Origin of the sequence: Paraburkholderia phytofirmans PsJN, assembly GCF_000020125.1 — a bacterium.
In the GTDB taxonomy this organism is placed as follows: Bacteria; Pseudomonadota; Gammaproteobacteria; order Burkholderiales; family Burkholderiaceae; genus Paraburkholderia; species Paraburkholderia phytofirmans.
Genome location: NC_010681.1, coordinates 2,147,539 through 2,165,379, shown reverse-complemented (window position 1 = coordinate 2,165,379; position 17,841 = coordinate 2,147,539). Strand labels below are relative to the sequence as shown.

Sequence of the window (17,841 nt, the reverse complement as noted above, 5' to 3'; positions counted from 1 at the left end):
GAGCCCGTAGTGAGCCGAACCCGCCTGACCGTCCAGCCGCCCCCAAAACAAGCCCGAGACAGGAACCGACCATGAACAAACCCGACGAACTCAAGACCGACGCCCCCGCCGTGCAGAAAGACGATGCCGAGTGGCGCAAGCAACTTTCCGACATCGAATATCAGGTGACGCGCCACGCCGCCACCGAGCGCCCGTTCACGGGCCGCTACCACGACCACTGGGATCGCGGCATCTATGACTGCGTCTGTTGCGGCACGCCGCTGTTCGAATCGGACACCAAGTTCGACGCCGGTTGCGGCTGGCCGAGCTACTTCAAGCCGATCGACGGCGAAGTGATCAAGGAGAAAACCGACCGCTCGCACGGCATGCTGCGCATCGAGGTGGAATGCAAGAACTGCGGCGCGCATCTGGGCCACGTATTCGAAGACGGACCCGCGCCGACCGGCCTGCGGTACTGCATCAATTCAGCTGCGTTACAATTCGAGCCCAAGTAACGCAGCGCGGAGTCCGGCGCGTTGCCGGCCGGCGTCTGCGTCCATTCAGACGCGCGCCGGCCGCGACACCCTTCATCCAGCTTGCGAACCGTTTCACCTGCTTCGCACCGCGCCCCCATTTCCCGACCTTTCTCCGACTCTTTCTCCGACTCCCGACCAGATAATGAAATTCCTGTTCGATCTGTTCCCGATCATCCTGTTCTTCGTCGCCTTCAAGATCTGGGGCATTTTCACGGCGACGGCAGTGGCGATCGTCGCCACGCTGGTGCAGATCGCGTGGGTGGCCTTCCGCCACCGCAAGGTCGATCCGATGCTGTGGGTGAGCCTCGGCGTCGTCACCGTGTTCGGCGGCGCGACGCTCGTGCTGCACAACGACACCTTCATCAAGTGGAAGCCGACCGTGCTGTACTGGGCGTTTTCAGTGGCGCTAATCGTCTCGCAACTGGCGTTCAACAAGAACCTGATCGAAGCGATGATGGGCAAGCAGATCACGCTGCCGCACGCGATCTGGGGCAAGCTGAGTGTGGTCTGGGCGATCTTTTTCGTGCTGCTCGGGCTGGTGAATCTGTTCGTCGCGTACAACTACACGACCGACCAGTGGGTCAATTTCAAGCTGTTCGGCGCCACCGGTTGTCTGGTGGTGTTTATCGTCGGACAGAGTTTGTGGCTCTCGAAGTATATGAAGGAAGAATGACATGACGAGCGACGCCGACGTATTCATGCACGCCACCACCGCCGAGCGCGCTGCGCTGATCGAGTCGCGCCTTGCCGCCGCGCTGGCGCCGGTCGCTTCGATCCAGATCACCGACGACAGCGCGCAGCACGCCGGTCACGCCGGCGCCTCCGCCGGCGGTCATTTCAGTGTCACGATCGTGGCTGCCGCATTCGCCGGCAAGGCCCGCGTGGCGCGGCATCGCATGGTGTATGATGCGCTGGCCGATGCCATGCAGCGCGGCATTCACGCCCTTGCCATCACGGCGTATACGCCCGAAGAATTCGCTTTGTTGCCCCGCTAGGAAAATTTTCGATGACCTTGAAGAAAACCCGTCTTTGGGTATTGCTGGCTGCATTTGCAGCCGCACCTGCATTCGCACAGAACATCGCCGTCGTGAACGGCACGCCGATTCCCAAAGCACGCGCCGATGCGCTGATCGACCAACTGGTTCATCAAGGCCAGCAAAATACGCCGCAACTGCAGACCGCCGTGCGCGAAGAACTGGTGAATCGCGAGATCCTGATGCAGGAAGCGCTGCGCCGCGGCCTGCCGAATCGTCCGGACATCAAGGCGCAAATCGCCGTTGCTCAGCAAACCGTCGTGCTGCGCGCGCTGATCGAAGACTTCGTGAAGAACAACACGCCGAGCGACGCCGAAGTCACCGCGCGTTACAACGCGCTGATCAAGGACGCGGGCGGCAAGGAATATCACCTGCACCACATCCTCGTGGACAACGAACAGCAGGCCAAAGACCTGATCGCGAAGATCAAGGCCGGCGCAAGCTTCGAAGATCTGGCCAAGCAATTCTCGAAAGACCCGGGATCGGGCAAGAACGGCGGCGATCTGGACTGGTCGGACCCGAAGGCCTACGTGCCTGAATTCGCGGACGCGGCCACGCATCTGCAGAAAGGCCAGATGACCGACACGCCGGTGCATACGCAATTCGGCTGGCACATCATCCGTGTCGACGACGTGCGCAACATCACGCCGCCGCCGCTGGAGCAAGTGCGTCCGCAGATCGTGCAACAGATCCAGCAGGAAAAGCTGCAGGCGTTCGAGGAAGGTTTGCGCAAGAACGCGAAGATTCAGTAAGCTGAGTTCGATTCTGCTCAAGGCGCTGTTCAGTCAATGACTGAACAGCGCCTTTTTCATTGCGATTGCGCACAATCACTTGCGCAAAGCGCGGCTCATTTCCGCAAGCGGCATCGCAACGATCGAATCGAGCAGGCGGACCTCGCCGGCATTCGGCTGCGCGATTTCGTCGACGCTGCGGCGGGTGTCCGCCACGCGGGCGTCGAGCGTGGCCAGCATCTCATCCAGCAATCTTTCCGAACCCTTAGGCGAAAGACGAAGCGCTTCGCCGAAGGCGAGCATGTTCTTTCTGTTGATCTGCGCGAATTGAGTGGCGTCTCCGACCGGCATGGTCAGGTCGCAGTGCGGCCAACGGTCCCGCTGCTGTGGCTGATAGGTCGGCGTGTGGTAGACGACCGTGCTCACCAGATCGTAGAACGGCGCCAGCCTGTAACCGCGAGCGGTAACGAAGAACGAGAGGTTTTTCAGGTGTGAGTCGGCATTGCCGATGAGCACATTGAAGATCGCCCAGCGGAATACATCGAGACGCGCCACGGCCCGCGTGCTCGTTTTCTCGATCGCATCCCTGAGCACCTGCGCGGTCGCATTCCGATATTTGAAGCTGCGGTCGTAATTCAACAATTGCATGGCGTCGACAGTATGCAGCCGCCCAGCCGGCTCACTGCTCGTGTCACGGTCGAAGCGATCGATCACGTAACAGGCCGAAGGCACCCGCAAAAAATGCGTGGGCGGTACGCGCACACCCATTGCACGCGCGAGTTGCATGCAGAAAAATTCGTTGATCGCCGAATGCGGATAGCCTGTGCTGCGCATGTCGGGCTTGAGAAGATGCATGGACGGTTCACTGCCCACGGGCTCGAGCAGTTCGTAGTCCGGCGCGTTGCCTCGCAAGGTCAGCAACAGCTTCTGTTGGGCGCCTGCGGCGGACATGCGTTTGGGCGCCGTGGCGGTGAGCGCGTGTTGCGGCATCGCCTGAATGCGCGCCTCCAGATTCGCCCGCGACAAAGACTGCAGTCCGCCAGGCGCCTCCTGTTCGCCCTCTGCGAGCAGCGTCAAGGCGCCGGCCGATTCGCGGCCGTAATAGGCGAGCAAACCCCACGCGTCGCTCGCATCGACCTTGGCCTCACGAGCGAGCGCACTGCGCATTTCCTCTTCAGGCAGCAGATTGTCGAAGAACCATTGCACCGGCCGCCGGCTGGATCCGTCGGCGAAAGGCTCGGCTAGCAGTGGGAAAGCGGGTGAAAGCGCAAACGCGTCCTCACGAGCCAGCCAGTCCTCGGCGTAGGCAAATGACCAGACTCCGCTGTCGTCGCTCACGACGCCCACGCGGCGGCCATTCGCATAGGCGACTAGCGCTCTAGCGGCCATGGGTACTCCGGCGGCGATGGGATGCCTTGGTGGAGACGTCTGCTGGAATGTCTACGGAAACCTCGGCGCGCAGCGTGATGCCCAGTTCGCTGAGGAGATGCAGCACCTTGCCGATCTGCGCCGTTGGCTTACCTGCCTCGATGTGCGTGATGAACTTGGGAGACAGGCCGGTGGCGGTGGCGACGTCGTCGCGCGTCAACCTCTGCGCAAGCCTGGACGCCCGCACGAGATCGCCTAACTCCGTCATGTTGCTGATGAAAACGTTGGACTCCATCACTCGCCCCGTGTGCGTTCGTACCCGCTCGGGAACATTATGCCATGAGAGCACGGTTTTAGCTGATTTCGTACCCGAGCGGGTACGAATCGACATGCCAAACGCCAATAGGAAGGTTTCGTACCCGATCGGGTACGAAAGATAGACAAATCGGGGAATATGAGCGTTGACGTACCCGAGCGGATACGAAGGAGATAAGTTCAGTCTCGGAGTTGCCGCGCAGGCGGACCGGTGCGCCCGCCATCCGCCGGCCCTCGCCATCGCGCAAGCGCGCGCGGCCGCGGCACCGCAAGCTGGCGCGCAGCACTACGCGCCAGCCCGTCTCACCTCATCACCCCAACCAGCGACGCGCGTTCTGGAACACGCGCAGCCACGGGCTTGCGTCCGTGGCGCCTTCGCCCCAACCTTCCGGATGCCAGCTCATTTGCACCGCGCGGTGCACGCGCTCGGTATGCGGCATCAGCACAGTGAAGCGGCCGTCCGGCGTCGTCACCGACGTGATGCCGTTCGGCGAGCCGTTCGGGTTGAACGGATACTGCTCGGTCGCCTGACCACGATGATCGACATAGCGCATCGCCACCGCGACCTTCGACGCATCGCCTTGCTGCGAGAAGTCCGCGTAACCTTCGCCGTGCGCGATCGCCACGGGAATGCGCGAGCCTTCCATGCCGCTGAAGAAGAGCGACGGCGAAGCCTGCACTTCGACCAGCGAGAAGCGCGCTTCGAACTTCTCCGACTTGTTGCGCGTGAACTTCGGCCACGCTTCGGCGCCCGGAATCATCGAAGCGAGGCTGCTCATCATCTGGCAGCCGTTGCAGATGCCGAGCGCAAACGTATCTTCACGGCCGAAGAACGCGGCGAACATGTCGGCCAGTTGCGCGTTGAAGCGGATCGCCTTCGCCCAGCCTTCACCGGCACCCAGCGTGTCGCCGTACGAGAAGCCGCCGCACGCCACTGCGCCGGCGAAGTCCGCCAGATTGGCGCGGCCGGCCAGCAGATCGCTCATGTGCACGTCGTGCGCGTCGAAGCCGGCGCGGTCGAATGCATACGCGGTTTCGAGATGCGAATTGACGCCCTGCTCACGCAGGATCGCCACGCGCGGACGCGCGCTCTTGCCGACGAACGGCGCGGCGACGTCTTCTGCCGGATCGAACGTCAGGATCGGCGAAATGCCGGGATCGGCCGCATCGGAAAGCGCGTCGTATTCGGCGTCGGCGCAAGCGGGGTTGTCGCGCAGACGCGCGATACGCCAGCTCACTTCGCTCCACGTACGATGCAGTTCGGTGCGCGGCGCGTCGTAAATCTTCTTGGCGTCGCGATAGATTTCGATCGTGTCGCGCTCGTTGATCTTGCCGATCACATGCGAGCACGCCGACAGCCCATGTTCGCGCAACGCTGCGAGCACCGCGTCGCGCTCGGACGCGCGCACCTGAACGACGGCGCCGAGCTCTTCATTGAAGAGCGCGCGGATGGTACGGTCTTCACGGCGGCCGCTGGTCTGCTTGGCCCAGTCTTTGGCGTCGCCGTAATCGGATTCGTGGTTCGGATCGAGCACCAGCATGTCGACGTTCAGCGACACACCCACGTGGCCCGCGAACGCCATTTCGCACACCGTCGCCCACAGGCCGCCGTCCGAGCGGTCGTGATACGCGAGCAGCTTGCCGTCCTGGTTCAGCGCCTGGATCGCGGCGAAGAAACGTTTCAGATCTTCAGGATCGTCCACGTCCGGCACCGTGTCGCCGACCTGCTGCGTAACCTGCGCGAGGATACTGCCGCCCAGACGATGCTTGCCGCGGCCGAGGTCGATGGCGATCAGCACGGACTCGCCCACGTCGCTCGTGCGGCGCAGTTGCGGCGTGAGGTGGCGGCGCACGTCCTGAACCGGCGCGAACGCCGAGATGATCAGCGAAACCGGTGCGACCACTTCCTTCGCGACGCCGCGGTCTTCCCACTTGGTGCGCATGGACAGCGAATCCTTGCCGACCGGAATGCTGATGCCGAGCGCCGGGCACAACTCCATGCCGATCGCCTTGACCGTGTCGTAAAGCGCGGCGTCTTCGCCCGCCGCGCCGCATGCGGCCATCCAGTTTGCCGACAGCTTGAGCTTGTCGAGCGATGCAATCGGCGCCGCCGCGATGTTGGTTACGGCCTCGCCGACCGCCATGCGGCCCGAAGCCGGCGCGTCGATGACAGCCAAAGGCGTGCGCTCGGCCATCGTCATGGCTTCGCCGGTGAAGCCCGCGTAGTCCATGGTGGTGATCGCGACGTCGGCCACCGGCACTTGCCACGGGCCGACCATCTGATCGCGCGCGGTCGTGCCGCCCACCGAACGGTCGCCGATCGTGATCAGGAACGACTTGCTCGCCACCGTGGGATGACGCAGCACGCTAGTCGCGACATCCGACAGCGCAAGGCCGGTTACATCCACCGGTTCGAGCTTCCGCTCGACGCGCTTGACGTCGCGATGCATGCGCGGCGCCTTGCCGAGCAGCACTTCCATCGGCATGTCGACCGGCTGGTGCGCGGCGTCGTCGTTCAGTTCGGAATCGATCAGCTTGAGCTGACGCTCGGCGGTGGCCGTGCCGATCACCGCGAACGGGCAGCGCTCGCGCTCGCACATGGCGGCGAAAGCCGGCAGATCGGCCGGTGCGATGGCCAGCACGTAGCGTTCTTGCGCTTCGTTCGACCAGATTTCGCGCGGCGACAAACCGCTCTCTTCCAGCTGGATTTTGCGCAGATCGAAGCGCGCGCCCTTGCCGGCGCCGTCGACCACTTCCGGGAAGGCGTTCGACAAACCACCCGCGCCCACGTCGTGAATGCTCAGAATCGGGTTCTTCTCGCCGAGCTGCCAGCACGCGTTGATGACTTCCTGCGCGCGGCGCTCGATTTCCGGATTACCCCGTTGAACCGAATCGAAGTCGAGTTCAGCGGTGTTGGTGCCCGTCGCCATGGAGCTCGCGGCGCCGCCGCCCATGCCGATGCGCATGCCCGGGCCGCCGATCTGGATCAGCAGCGACCCTTCCGGCAGATCGTGCTTATGCGTGTGCTGGTCCGAGATATTGCCGATGCCGCCGGCGATCATGATCGGCTTGTGATAGCCGCGCACCAGGCCCGCGACGTTCTGCTCGTAGGCGCGGAAATAGCCGCCCAGATTGGGTCGGCCGAATTCGTTGTTAAACGCGGCGCCGCCGAGCGGGCCGTCGATCATGATCTGCAGCGGCGAGGCGATGCGGTCGGGCCGGCCGTATGCTTCGTGCTTGTCGTCCGGATTGCGTTGCGCGAGCGGCTGCGCCGCGTCGCGCGCGTTTTCCCATGCCTCGACACCGTCCGGCAGTTCCAGGTTCGACACCGTGAAGCCCGCCAGACCCGCCTTGGGACGCGCGCCGCGGCCGGTTGCGCCTTCGTCGCGGATTTCGCCGCCCGCGCCGGTCGCGGCGCCCGGGAACGGCGAGATCGCGGTCGGGTGATTGTGCGTTTCCACCTTCATCAAGGTGTGCGTGAGTTCGTTGCTGCGGCGGTAGTGCTCCGGCAACTCACTTGGGCCCAGGTCCGCAGGCGTGCGCGGGAACCAGCGCTCGGCCATGCCGCCCGCCATGATCGCAGAGTTGTCCGAATACGCGACGATCGTGCCTCGCGGATTCAGCTTCTCAGTGTTGCGGATCATGTTGAAAAGCGAGATGTCCTGCTTCTCGCCGTCGATGGTCCAGTCCGCGTTGAAAATCTTGTGGCGGCAGTGTTCGCTGTTGGCCTGCGCGAACATCATCAGTTCGACGTCGGTCGGGTTGCGGCCGAGCTTCGTGAAGGCGTCGACGAGGTAGTCGATTTCGTCGTCGGCGAGCGCGAGGCCCAGTTCCGTGTTCGCCGTTTCCAGCGCGCCGCGGCCATTGCTCAATATGTCGACGGTTTGCAGCGGCTTGGCCGGCAGTTCGTCGAACAGATGCAGCGCGTGGTCGCGCGAGCTCGACACGCTTTCGGTCATGCGGTCATGCAAGGCCGCCGCGACGGCTGCGCGGGCTTCGTCGGAGAGCGCCTTCTTGCCGCCCAGCAGGCCGCTTTTCAGCGTGACCGTGTATTCGACGCCGCGCTCGATGCGACGCACCTGCGTGAGGCCGCACAGATGCGCGATATCCGTTGCCTTGCTGGCCCACGGCGACACCGTGCCGAAACGCGGCACCACGAGAAAAGTCTCAGCCGTGTCGCGCTCTTTGGTTTCTTCGAGCGGATCGCCGTAATGCATCAGCGCTTCGATCTTCGCGTTGTCTTCAGCCGAGAGCGGCGTCTGGGCGTTGACGAAGTGCAGATATTGCCCGCGCACGCCGGTAATGTTCGGATCGATGCGCGTGAGCGTTTCGAGCAGGCGGGTTTGACGGAAATCGGAAAGGGCCGAAGCGCCGGGGAAACACGAGAAGTGGGCCATGGACTTGACGTTGCGTCGCTAATGATGCCGATGAGTGATGCCGTGAGTCGCGCCGATGAGTCGCGCGTGAAGGCGACGTGAGGCGCAAAGGAAGTCCGGGATTATACCCCGGGAAGAGGCTTCCAGCGGGCCTGGCGGTACGGCTTCGGGCGGGTTTCGAGATAATTTCGGGTGGGTTCCGTGCGGGCTCCGCGTGAGTTTCGCGCAAGTTCCGGACGCGTTCCCGTCTGGTTCGGGTCCGCCTGCGGCACGCACTGCGGCGGCGCTGCGGCGTTGCGCCCGCGTGGCCGCGAGGCCGGTTTGGCTGCTATCATTCGCCCTTTCACCAGATCGGCGCGAGTGGCCTGAGAGGCCGGCAGCGCGCCGCATGTCACGCTCAACGGGCCAGCGCCGCTTCGGCGTCCCGTCGGCCAATCGAATCAGAACATGGATGTCATCGTCATCGGCGGCGGGATCGCGGGCGTCGCCACCGCTTATCAACTGCGCGCGGCCGGCCATCGGGTATGCGTCGTCGAGCGCCACGCCACGGTCGCGCAGGGCGCAACCTATGGACACGGCGGCACCGTCCTGCCGACCCCGCTCGACGTCTGGTTCGGCCCGACTTTCATGGCCAGCCGTCAAAACGCCAGAAACGGCGTCGTCAACAAGGCCGGCTTCAACGGATCGGCGCGCCAGTTCGTCAAGCAGCTCGCCGAGTTGCAGGAACCCAACGCGTTCGGTCATCAATACGGCCTGCTGCGACCGCTGATCGAGCTGTCGCGCGACACCATGGCGGACATGGAGGCGCGCTTCGGCCTCGAGTTCGAACAGACCAGCGGCCTGCTCTATCTGGTGCGCTCCGAACAGGAATGGGAGCAGCTGCGGCCCGCGCGCGGCCTGCTGCAGCTTTTCGAAGTGCCGCATCACGAACTGACCCCCGAACAATGTGCCGCGTTCGAGCACTCCGTGCGCACCGAGCCGGAATTCGCGGGCGGCGTGCTGTTCGACCAGGAGCGCACGGCCAATGCGCCGCTCTTCACCAAGCTGATCAAGCAGACGCTGGATACGCAGGGCGGCGTGCAATTCATGCTGGGCTGCGAAGTCTCGTCGATCCGACTGGACGGCCAGCGCGCCTCGGTGGAACTGGCGCCGCAGCCGGGCGCGAGCTCCCGTTCGCGCGAAGTCGACGTGATCCACGCCGACGCGGTGGTCGTGGCCGCCGGCCATGGCAGCCTGCCGCTGCTCGAGAGGCTCGGCCTGCGCTTGCCGCTGCATCCGCTGCGCCTGCACACACTGGTCGCGCCGATCGCGCATGAGGAATGCGCGCCGCACGTCGCCATCGTGGACGCGGTGAAGCGGATCGCGATCAGCCGCATGAACCATCGCTTGCGGATTGCGGGCGGCGCGGTGCTGCAAAGCGCCGGCCAGATCGACAAGCCGTTGGGCGAAGCGGTGACGAAAGAAGCCCTCGCGCTGCTTGGTCAGGCCACGCACGACTGGATTCCGGGCGCCGCGCGAATCTCGGTGGCATTGCCGTGGGAAGGCGTCAAACTGCTGTCGCCGGACGGCTTGCCGGTAATCGGCAACGCACTGCATCCGCGCCTTTTCGTCAATGCGGGCCACGGACCGGCCGGCTGGGGTCTCGCCTGCGGGTCGGGCAAACTGGTGGCCGACCTGATTTCGGGCGGCACGCCGGACGTTCCTGTAGACACACTGGCCGCGCTGCGCCCGGACCGGTTCAAGTAAAACTCGCCGGCCCGCGCACGAGCGGGCCGCGAGAGGCGCCCGTCGGGCGCCCATCGGCACTACCATAGCGATTCCCCAAGCTTTTTCGCCTGCCGCCGGGCGAACCGCCAAGCCTCGCCATGACAGAAGCCGACCACACGCCGCCGACGCTCATCAGCCCGCACAACCGGGCGCTGCCGCTCCTGACGCTCACCGATCTGCGGATCGCCGAATCCCAGGCGGGGGCCGCCTTGCCGAAGCACACGCTGATGTCGCGCGCCGGGAAATCCGCCGCGAGCTTCCTGCGCGAGCAGATTACCCGCGATACCTCGGTCGAGAAATCGAGGCAGAAGGTGTGGCTGATCGCCGGGCCGGGCAACAACGGCGGCGACGCGCTGATTCTGGCGATGGAGCTGCACCAGGCCGGCATTGCCGTCGAACTGTGCATGCCGGTCGAGGTGAAACCGGACGACGCGCGCTGGGCGCTCGAGACGGCCCGCGCGGCCGGCGTCGCGATCGCCAGTGCGCCGCCCGCGTCGCTGGACGGCTACAGGTGGCTGGTGGACGGCATGTTCGGCATCGGCCTGACGCGTCCGCTCGAAGGCGTGTTCGCGGCCGTCGCCCGGCAGCTTTCGCAACGCGCCAAAGCGCGGCCGCGCAAAGGCGGCGTGCTGGCGCTCGACGTGCCGAGCGGCCTCGACAGCGACACCGGCACAGTCGTGGGCAATGGCGATGGCGCCGCCGTCCATGCCACCCATACGGTCACCTTCATCGGCGCCAAACCCGGGCTCTTCACCGCGCAAGGGCGTGATCTCGCCGGCGCCGTCACGGTCGCGCCGATCGGCGTCGACACGAGCGGCCGCACGGCCGTGCAACTGAACGCGTCCGAGCTTTTCGGCACCTTTCTGCCGCCGCGCGATTTCGCAACCAACAAGGGCAGCTTCGGCAGCCTCGCCGTGGTCGGCGGCGACACCGGCATGTGCGGCGCGCCGATCCTCGCCTCGCGTGCGGCGCTGTACACCGGCGCCGGCAAAGTGCATGTCGCGTTGCTGGGCGAAGGCGCCCCGCCCTACGATCCGCCGCATCCCGAACTCATGCTGCATGCCATCGACGATCTGCCGCTCGACCAGATGGACGCGCTCGCCATCGGTTGCGGCATGGGGCATCGCGAACGCGCCACGCGCGTGATGCACGACGTGCTGCAACTCGACGTGCCCAAGCTGCTCGACGCGGACGCGCTGAACCTGATCTCGAAAGACCCCGCGCTCGCCGCCGAAGTGACCGCGCGCGGCGTACAAGGCGATCCATGCGTCCTCACGCCGCATCCGCTCGAAGCCGCCCGCCTGCTCGGCACCGACGCGCCGGGCGTGCAGCGCGACCGCCTCAGCGCGGCGCGCTCGCTCGCCGCCCGCTACGCGGCCGTGGTGGTACTCAAAGGCACCGGCACCGTCATCGCGGCGCCGGACGGGCGCCTCGCGATCAATCCGACCGGCAACGCCGCGCTCGCCACGGGCGGCACCGGCGACGTGCTCGGCGGCATCATCGGCGCCCTGCTCGCGCAACACTTGCCGCGCTACGAAGCGGCGCTCGCGGGCGTCTATCTGCACGGCCTCGCCGCCGACACGCTGAGCGCGCAAGGCCACGGTCCCGCCGGCCTGACGGCGGGCGAACTGGCGCCGATGGTGCGGACCTTGCTGAACCGCTTGTTCTATCCGGCAGCGGAGTGCTGAAGCTGTCCGTCCCAACCTATGGATGGACCGCCCAAACCACTGCCGTCCGTCACGCAACGCCGTTATACTGACTGACTGCGCCGCGCGTCGGAGCCACTACCGGTGACGGCGAATTTTCACCGCCACCCATGGCGAACCGGGCCGCGCGGCATCGCTCTAACAGCATCGTTGCATCATCCTCGGCAGCGCTTCACGCGCGCGCCTTTCTTCGTGCCACTTGGTTAGACGGACGCTATGACCCAGAACTCGCTCCCCTCCTGGTCCTCGCTGCAAACGCATTACGACAAGATTCGCGATGCGCACATGCGCGACTGGTTCGCCCCCGAGAACGACCCCGCCCCTACCCGTGCCGAGCGCTTTGCGTTCGCGGGCGGCGGTCTCGCGGCCGATTTCTCGAAGAACCGCATCACCGAAGAAACACTGAAACTGCTCGTGCAAGTCGCGCGCGAAGCCGGCGTCGAGAAACGCCGCGACGCCATGTTCGCGGGCGACATCGTCAACCCGACTGAAGGCCGCGCCGTGTTGCACACGGCACTGCGCGCCACCGATCCGAAAGCGCCGTTCTACGCGCAAGTGCAGGCCGAGCGCAAGAAGATGGCGGTGTTCGCCGACCAGGTGCGCAGCGGCGAATGGAAAGGCTATACCGGCAAGCGGATCCGCTATGTCGTGAACATCGGTATCGGCGGCTCGGATCTCGGGCCGAAGATGGTCGTGCATGCGCTGCATCATCTGGCCACGCCAGAGATCACCACGCACTTCGTGTCGAATGTGGACGGCGCCGACCTGTACAACGTGATGCAGCAGATCGATCCCGAAGAGACGCTCGCGATCATCGTCTCCAAGACTTTCACCACGCTCGAAACCATGACCAACGCGCGCTCGCTGCGCGACTGGTTCATCGAGAAAGGCTGCCCGGAAAGCGCGCTGGCGAAGCACTTCGTCGGCGTGTCGGCGAATCCGGCGGAAGTGGTCAAATTCGGCATCGCGAAAGAGAATGTCTTCGAGATGTGGGACTGGGTCGGCGGGCGCTATTCGCTGTGGTCGGCGGTTGGGCTATCCATCATGATCGCGATCGGACCGAAGCAGTTCGATGAACTGCTCGCCGGCGCCAACGAGATGGACCAGCATTTCCGCGACGCGCCGCTGGAAAAGAATCTGCCCGTGTTGCTCGGCATGATCGGCATCTGGTATCGCAACTTCTTCGGCTCGCAAAGCTACCTGGTCGCGCCGTATTCGCAAGCGCTGCATTTCCTGCCTTCGTATCTGCAACAGCTGGAAATGGAGAGCAACGGCAAGTCGGCGCGCCTGGACGGCGCGATGGTCGACTACCCGACCGCCGCAGTGACGTGGGGCGAACCCGGCACGAACGGTCAGCACGCTTTCTTCCAGATGCTGCACCAAGGCCCGACGATCGTGCCGATCGACTTCATCGCCGTGTTGACGCCGGAGCATCCGCTCGTCAGCCATCATCCGAAGCTGCTCGCCAACTGCTTTGCGCAAAGCGAAGCGCTGATGGTCGGCCGCACGCTCGAAGAGGCGAAGAAAGTGGCCGGCGCGGACAAGCCGGAACTGGCGCCGCACCTCGTGTTTCCGGGCAACCGTCCGACCACCACGCTGCTGGTCGACGCGCTCACCGCGCGTTCGCTCGGCGCATTGATCGCGTTGTACGAGCACAAGGTGCTGGTGCAAGGGACGGTGTGGAACATCAACTCCTTCGATCAGTGGGGCGTGGAGTTGGGCAAGATTCTCGGCAAGGTGGTCGAAGCCGATCTGACGGCCCCGAGTGCCGATGTGAAGAAGCATGATTCTTCGACGTCGGCATTGATCGCGCGGGCGCGGGCGGCGTTGAAGAAGTGATGGTGTGCGGCGCGGCGGTTCGCGCCGCTTGAATTGCTTGGTATGGCCACCCGATACCGGATGAGCCACCATGAAAAAACCGGGCCCTTACGGCCCGCTTTTGCTTTTGCAGCGGCGTTCGACGCTCACTCAGGCGAGACGTCCTGCCTCGATCGTCACTGTCGTATCGCAACGGCGCGCCAGTTCGATGTCATGCGTGACGAGAATCAACGTTGCGCCGTTCGCGCGGTTCATCTCGAACATCAGATCGATTACCGCGTGGCCGGTGGCGGCGTCGAGACTGCCGGTCGGTTCGTCGGCGAACAGGATTGCCGGATGCGTGACGAACGCGCGTGCAAGCGCCACGCGCTGCTGCTCGCCGCCCGACAGCAGCTTCGGATAGTGACTGATACGCTTGCCCAGGCCCACCTGCTCCAGCAAGCCTCGCGCACGCGTTGCGGCCTCGCGCGTACCGATGCCGCCTTGCAACTCCAGCGGCAAAGTGACGTTCTCGAGCGCAGTCAAATGCGGCATCAGTTGAAACGACTGGAACACGAAGCCAACTGAACCGCTGCGCAATGCAGCACGCTCGTCTTCGTTCAACTCACCGAGTTCGCGGCCGAGCAACCGAACCGAGCCCGAACTCGCGCTGTCCAATCCTGCGAGCAAGCCGAGCAGCGTAGACTTGCCCGACCCGGATGCACCGACGATCGCTACACTGCTGCCGGCATCGATAGCAAGATCGATGTCGTCGAGAATCGTCAGTTCGCCTGTTGCATCTTTAACCTTCTTGCACAAACCCCGCACTTCAATGACTGGATCAGTTTTGTTTAGCATGGTGAAGCGTAGGTTGAAAGTGCGTGCCATGACGACTCGCGCCACGGCGTTGACAACGGCATGCGGCTGCGCCGTCGTGGCCGCCAGCCTGTTTTCGGTGAGCTCCACGGCGCGGGCCGCCAACGCGCCTGAACCGGCCCGGCCGGTGATCGTCGTGCTCGGCGACAGCATCTCCGCCGAATACGGCCTGCCCCGCGACACGGGCTGGGTTGCCTTGATGCGACAGCGCCTCGCCGACGAGCAAATCGATTATAGCGTCGCCAATGCGAGCATCAGCGGCGACACCACGAGCGGCGGACGAGCCCGCATGCCGGCGCTCATGCAACGCCTGAAGCCGAGCATCGTGATCGTCGAACTCGGCGCCAACGACGCGTTGCGCGGCGTGCCGCTTTCCACCACCGAAGACAACTTGCGCACGATCATCGAGCAGGCTCAGCAAGGTCACGCGAAGGTCGTGCTGGTGGGCATGTATGTGCCGCCTAATTACGGCCCGGACTACACGCAAAAGTTCCACGGCTTGTACGGCGAACTGTCCAAACAGTTGCGCGTGCCGCTCGTGCCGTTTCTGCTCGCCGGCATCGCCGATAAACCGGACATGTTCCAGGCCGATCAGATTCATCCGACCCAGCAGGCACAGCCAGTGCTACTCAACAACGTGTGGCCCGCAGTCAAGCCACTCCTTCGCACAAGTTCGCCGCACTGAAAAGCCTGCTAACAACTTGTTTCCAGAACTGTGGGAACGCGGATCGGAAAGTTCTCTCTGACACTTTCGTAATCCCGCGTAACCGGCTCGATTTTGAGCGACTTTTGAGGAGATAACGTGAAATATTTACCGTTAATCGCTTTGACCGTGGCAATTTCCGCCTGCGCCGCTCAACCGCCCGCTGGCGTTCAATCCGTTGGCCAAAGCCAGCAACCGCCCAAGGCCGTCGCTACCTGCATCGCGCAGAAGTGGGCCGACAGCTCGCAGCAACAAGTGGTCTCACAAGACACATTGGCTAACGATCAAGCCATGGATGTGTATGTTCCGGGTCAGCAGCCGCCCAATGGCGCCGCCGCTGTCGTACGACCGTCGTACACCGGCAAGGGCACGTGGGTCGGCTTCCGCGCCGGTGGCGCTGGCGGCAGCGACGCCACGAGTGCAATCAGCGGCTGCCTGTAACTGCCTGTAAGACACGCAGCGTGCCGCAGCAACCGTTTGACGAGCTTGCACTCGTCAAATGAAAAAGCCCCGCAATTGCGGGGCTTTTTTGCGTTCGGGTGGCTTTACTCGCCGCTCGCCTGGGCATTGCTGCTGTCGAGGGAACCGTAGAGCTTCACCTTCGAACGCGCGCGCACAGCTTCGACATAGGCCTCTGCTTCGGACTGCGCATCGACCTGCGCGATCTGTTGCTGCGCTGCAGCCAGACGTTGCGGATCGACTGTCGTACCCGCCACCACCGAGTTCACGCGATAGATCGCATAGCCGTCGTCGCCGAGGTCCACACCAACGTAAGCCGGCAATTTTTGCGCGTCCGCCTTGTAGATTGCACTCAATGCAGCGGGCGGCACGCCTTGCGCGTCGTTACGCGACACCTTCAGCGGCGACGAGAAGCCGGCGGTCGACTTCGATTTTTCGAACTCGGCCAGTTTGGCCACGCCATCCTTGTGAGCCGCTTCATTCGACTGGACCGCGATCAGCTTCTGACGCACCGCGTCCTTGACGGCGTCGAGCGCCGGCACTGCCGCGGCCTTGTAGTCGGTCACCCGCGCCGCGATCAGCGTGTTGCCGCCGACGTCGATGGCTTGCGTGTTGTTGCGTGCTGTCGTGGCGTCGCTCGCGAACACTGCGGCGAGGAACTTCGCATTGTTTAGCGGGCTGTCCGGCGCGAGCTTCGGATCCGGCTGCGGCGTGACCGTGGCGGTCTGCACTTGCAGCTTGTACTTGTCGGCGGCAGGCTGCAGGCTCTTGGCTTTTTCATAGACGATCGACGTGAAGCCTTCCGAGTCGTCGGTGAATGCCTTGCTGGCCAACTGCGCCTTGAGGTCTTTCGAGATCTGATCTTTCACTTCGTCGAACGGCTTCGTGACCGCCGGCTTCACGTCCGTCACCTTGACGATGTGATAACCGAAATCGGTCTGCACGATGCCGCTGACTTCGTCTTTCTTCAGCGCGAACACAGCGTCGTCGAACGCCTTGCCGCCCGCGATCATGCCGCGGCCGAAGTAACCCAGATCGCCACCCTTCGACGCCGAACCCGGGTCCTGTGAGTTCTGCTGCGCGATCTGCGCGAACTGATCCGGATGCGCCTTGATCTGTGCGAGCAACTCTTCGGCCTTCTGTTTCGCCTTGGCCTTATCGGCCGCGCTCGCGTCTTTCGGCGCCGCGATCAGGATGTGGCTCGCACGCACCTGACCGTCGGTACGGTAGTGCGCGATGTTGTCGTCGTAGTACTTCTTCAGATCGGCGTCGCTCGGCTGCGCGGAAGCGGCGAGCGTTGCCGGCGACATGACGACGTACTGGATCGTGGCCGTAGCCGGCGTGGCGAATTCGTTGCGATGCGCGTCGTAATACGCTTGCAGTTGCGCGTCGGTAGGCTGCACCTTCGCGGCATAGTCGCGCGGATGGAACGCGATGCCTTGCACTTCGCGCTGCTGTTCCGCGAGTTCGGTCAGATGCTGCGCGAGCGTTTTCGACGTGAAGGCGCTGCCTTGAATGCTGGCCGGCAACTGCTGCGTGGCGATGCTGTAGCGCACACGTTCGTCGTACTGGTCGGGCGTCATGCCCTGCATGGCGAGCAACTGCTTGTAGCGGTCGACGTCGATCGTGCCGTCAGGATTCTTCAGCGACGAGATCACCGGATCGCTCATCAGCACGCGGCGCACGGCGTCGTCGGATGCGGTGAGATGCAGGCGCTGTGTTTCATCGGCCAGCACGCGTTGCTCGATCAGACCGTCGAGCATCTGCGCACGGCGTTCCGGCGTGTCGAACGACTTCATGTCGAACTGCGCGCCGAGCATCTGACGGGCGCGGTCGAGTTGCTGACGCATCGCGTCGTCGTATTCAGCGCGCGTGATCTTGTGACCGTTGACGCTCGCGACGTTTGCGCTTTCGTCAAAGAAGCCGCGAAAGCCCTGAATACCCACAAAACCCAACCCCGGCACAATGACGAGGATGAGCATGAACATCATCAGGCGTTTGTGATTGCGGAAAAAATCGAGCATGCGTGAGGAGTGCCAAAAACAGAACGCCCGATCTTACAACAGCGGGCAACAAAAAAGGCGAACCGGAGTTCGCCTTTCGAGGATACTGGCGGAGTGGACGGGACTCGAACCCGCGACCCCCGGCGTGACAGGCCGGTATTCTAACCGACTGAACTACCACTCCTTAATAC

14 protein-coding genes and 1 tRNA gene are annotated in these 17,841 nt (G+C 64.0%); 9 read left to right on the top strand and 6 right to left on the bottom strand.

From position 1 onward, the window contains the following. The first annotated feature begins 71 nt into the window (after window positions 1-71). The 4 genes from msrB (at window position 72) to BPHYT_RS09530 (ending at window position 2,301) form a co-directional block, all read left to right on the top strand. Window positions 72-494: a peptide-methionine (R)-S-oxide reductase MsrB gene (msrB, locus tag BPHYT_RS09545; protein WP_012432931.1), complete on the top strand. Its 423-nt coding sequence runs from the start codon at window positions 72-74 to the stop codon at window positions 492-494. Window positions 495-657: 163 nt separating this feature from the next. Beyond that, window positions 658-1,188: a septation protein A gene (locus BPHYT_RS09540; protein ID WP_012432930.1), complete on the top strand. Its 531-nt coding sequence runs from the start codon at window positions 658-660 to the stop codon at window positions 1,186-1,188. Between the two features lies 1 nt (window position 1,189). Then, a complete protein-coding gene (locus BPHYT_RS09535) occupies window positions 1,190-1,510 on the top strand; it encodes a BolA family protein (RefSeq protein WP_012432929.1) in 321 nt (106 codons plus the stop codon). 11 nt (window positions 1,511-1,521) lie between these two features. Then, window positions 1,522-2,301 carry a peptidylprolyl isomerase gene (locus BPHYT_RS09530; protein ID WP_012432928.1) on the top strand — a complete coding sequence of 260 codons (780 nt, stop codon included), beginning with the start codon at window positions 1,522-1,524 and terminating at the stop codon, window positions 2,299-2,301. A 75-nt stretch (window positions 2,302-2,376) separates the two neighbouring features. Here BPHYT_RS09530 and BPHYT_RS09525 read toward each other — a convergent pair whose 3' ends face one another. The 3 genes from BPHYT_RS09525 to purL form a co-directional block, all read right to left on the bottom strand. Beyond that, window positions 2,377-3,669 carry a HipA domain-containing protein gene (locus tag BPHYT_RS09525; RefSeq protein ID WP_012432927.1) on the bottom strand — a complete coding sequence of 431 codons (1,293 nt, stop codon included), beginning with the start codon at window positions 3,667-3,669 and terminating at the stop codon, window positions 2,377-2,379. Continuing rightward, window positions 3,659-3,943, bottom strand: a complete 285-nt coding sequence (locus BPHYT_RS09520) for a helix-turn-helix domain-containing protein (protein WP_012432926.1) — start codon at window positions 3,941-3,943, stop codon at window positions 3,659-3,661. The genes BPHYT_RS09525 and BPHYT_RS09520 overlap by 11 nt, the downstream gene beginning before the upstream one ends. Before the next feature lie 331 nt (window positions 3,944-4,274). Continuing rightward, window positions 4,275-8,360 carry a phosphoribosylformylglycinamidine synthase gene (gene purL, locus BPHYT_RS09515; RefSeq protein WP_012432925.1) on the bottom strand — a complete coding sequence of 1,362 codons (4,086 nt, stop codon included), beginning with the start codon at window positions 8,358-8,360 and terminating at the stop codon, window positions 4,275-4,277. 426 nt (window positions 8,361-8,786) lie between these two features. Between purL and BPHYT_RS09510 the strand changes: the two genes are divergently transcribed. The 3 genes from BPHYT_RS09510 to pgi all read left to right on the top strand — a co-directional run bounded on the left by BPHYT_RS09510 (window position 8,787) and on the right by pgi (window position 13,651). Next, entirely contained in the window at window positions 8,787-10,085 is a 1,299-nt protein-coding gene (locus tag BPHYT_RS09510) for an FAD-dependent oxidoreductase (protein WP_012432924.1), read from the top strand. A gap of 119 nt (window positions 10,086-10,204) precedes the next feature. Beyond that, entirely contained in the window at window positions 10,205-11,794 is a 1,590-nt protein-coding gene (locus tag BPHYT_RS09505; RefSeq protein WP_012432923.1) for a bifunctional ADP-dependent NAD(P)H-hydrate dehydratase/NAD(P)H-hydrate epimerase, read from the top strand. A 234-nt stretch (window positions 11,795-12,028) separates the two neighbouring features. Further along, complete coding sequence (gene pgi, locus BPHYT_RS09500; RefSeq protein ID WP_012432922.1) at window positions 12,029-13,651, top strand: glucose-6-phosphate isomerase; 1,623 nt, start codon at window positions 12,029-12,031, stop codon at window positions 13,649-13,651. Between the two features lie 129 nt (window positions 13,652-13,780). On the opposite strand, the gene BPHYT_RS09495 is transcribed toward pgi, so the two are convergent. Further along, window positions 13,781-14,467, bottom strand: a complete 687-nt coding sequence (locus tag BPHYT_RS09495; protein WP_012432921.1) for an ABC transporter ATP-binding protein — start codon at window positions 14,465-14,467, stop codon at window positions 13,781-13,783. A 28-nt stretch (window positions 14,468-14,495) separates the two neighbouring features. Here BPHYT_RS09495 and BPHYT_RS09490 point away from each other — a divergent pair, with 28 nt between their 5' ends. Together BPHYT_RS09490 and BPHYT_RS09485 are read left to right on the top strand one after the other, a co-directional pair. Beyond that, complete coding sequence (locus tag BPHYT_RS09490; RefSeq protein WP_012432920.1) at window positions 14,496-15,170, top strand: arylesterase; 675 nt, start codon at window positions 14,496-14,498, stop codon at window positions 15,168-15,170. Between the two features lie 117 nt (window positions 15,171-15,287). Continuing rightward, window positions 15,288-15,629, top strand: coding sequence for a hypothetical protein (locus BPHYT_RS09485; protein ID WP_012432919.1), 342 nt, complete (start codon window positions 15,288-15,290; stop codon window positions 15,627-15,629). 104 nt (window positions 15,630-15,733) lie between these two features. On the opposite strand, the gene BPHYT_RS09480 is transcribed toward BPHYT_RS09485, so the two are convergent. Beyond that, a complete protein-coding gene (locus BPHYT_RS09480; RefSeq protein ID WP_012432918.1) occupies window positions 15,734-17,671 on the bottom strand; it encodes a SurA N-terminal domain-containing protein in 1,938 nt (645 codons plus the stop codon). 86 nt (window positions 17,672-17,757) lie between these two features. Then, a tRNA-Asp gene (locus BPHYT_RS09475) sits at window positions 17,758-17,834 on the bottom strand. Window positions 17,835-17,841 lie beyond the last annotated feature (7 nt).

Excerpts from the sequence above, each read along its gene's own strand:
- msrB (WP_012432931.1), top strand. The coding sequence starts at position 72 with ATGAACAAACCCGACGAACTCAAGACCGACGCCCCCGCCGTGCAGAAA.
- BPHYT_RS09540 (WP_012432930.1), top strand. The coding sequence starts at position 658 with ATGAAATTCCTGTTCGATCTGTTCCCGATCATCCTGTTCTTCGTCGCC.
- BPHYT_RS09535 (WP_012432929.1), top strand. The coding sequence starts at position 1,190 with ATGACGAGCGACGCCGACGTATTCATGCACGCCACCACCGCCGAGCGC.
- BPHYT_RS09530 (WP_012432928.1), top strand. The coding sequence starts at position 1,522 with ATGACCTTGAAGAAAACCCGTCTTTGGGTATTGCTGGCTGCATTTGCA.
- BPHYT_RS09525 (WP_012432927.1), bottom strand. The coding sequence starts at position 3,669 with ATGGCCGCTAGAGCGCTAGTCGCCTATGCGAATGGCCGCCGCGTGGGC.
- BPHYT_RS09520 (WP_012432926.1), bottom strand. The coding sequence starts at position 3,943 with ATGGAGTCCAACGTTTTCATCAGCAACATGACGGAGTTAGGCGATCTC.
- purL (WP_012432925.1), bottom strand. The coding sequence starts at position 8,360 with ATGGCCCACTTCTCGTGTTTCCCCGGCGCTTCGGCCCTTTCCGATTTC.
- BPHYT_RS09510 (WP_012432924.1), top strand. The coding sequence starts at position 8,787 with ATGGATGTCATCGTCATCGGCGGCGGGATCGCGGGCGTCGCCACCGCT.
- BPHYT_RS09505 (WP_012432923.1), top strand. The coding sequence starts at position 10,205 with ATGACAGAAGCCGACCACACGCCGCCGACGCTCATCAGCCCGCACAAC.
- pgi (WP_012432922.1), top strand. The coding sequence starts at position 12,029 with ATGACCCAGAACTCGCTCCCCTCCTGGTCCTCGCTGCAAACGCATTAC.
- BPHYT_RS09495 (WP_012432921.1), bottom strand. The coding sequence starts at position 14,467 with ATGCTAAACAAAACTGATCCAGTCATTGAAGTGCGGGGTTTGTGCAAG.
- BPHYT_RS09490 (WP_012432920.1), top strand. The coding sequence starts at position 14,496 with ATGACGACTCGCGCCACGGCGTTGACAACGGCATGCGGCTGCGCCGTC.
- BPHYT_RS09480 (WP_012432918.1), bottom strand. The coding sequence starts at position 17,671 with ATGCTCGATTTTTTCCGCAATCACAAACGCCTGATGATGTTCATGCTC.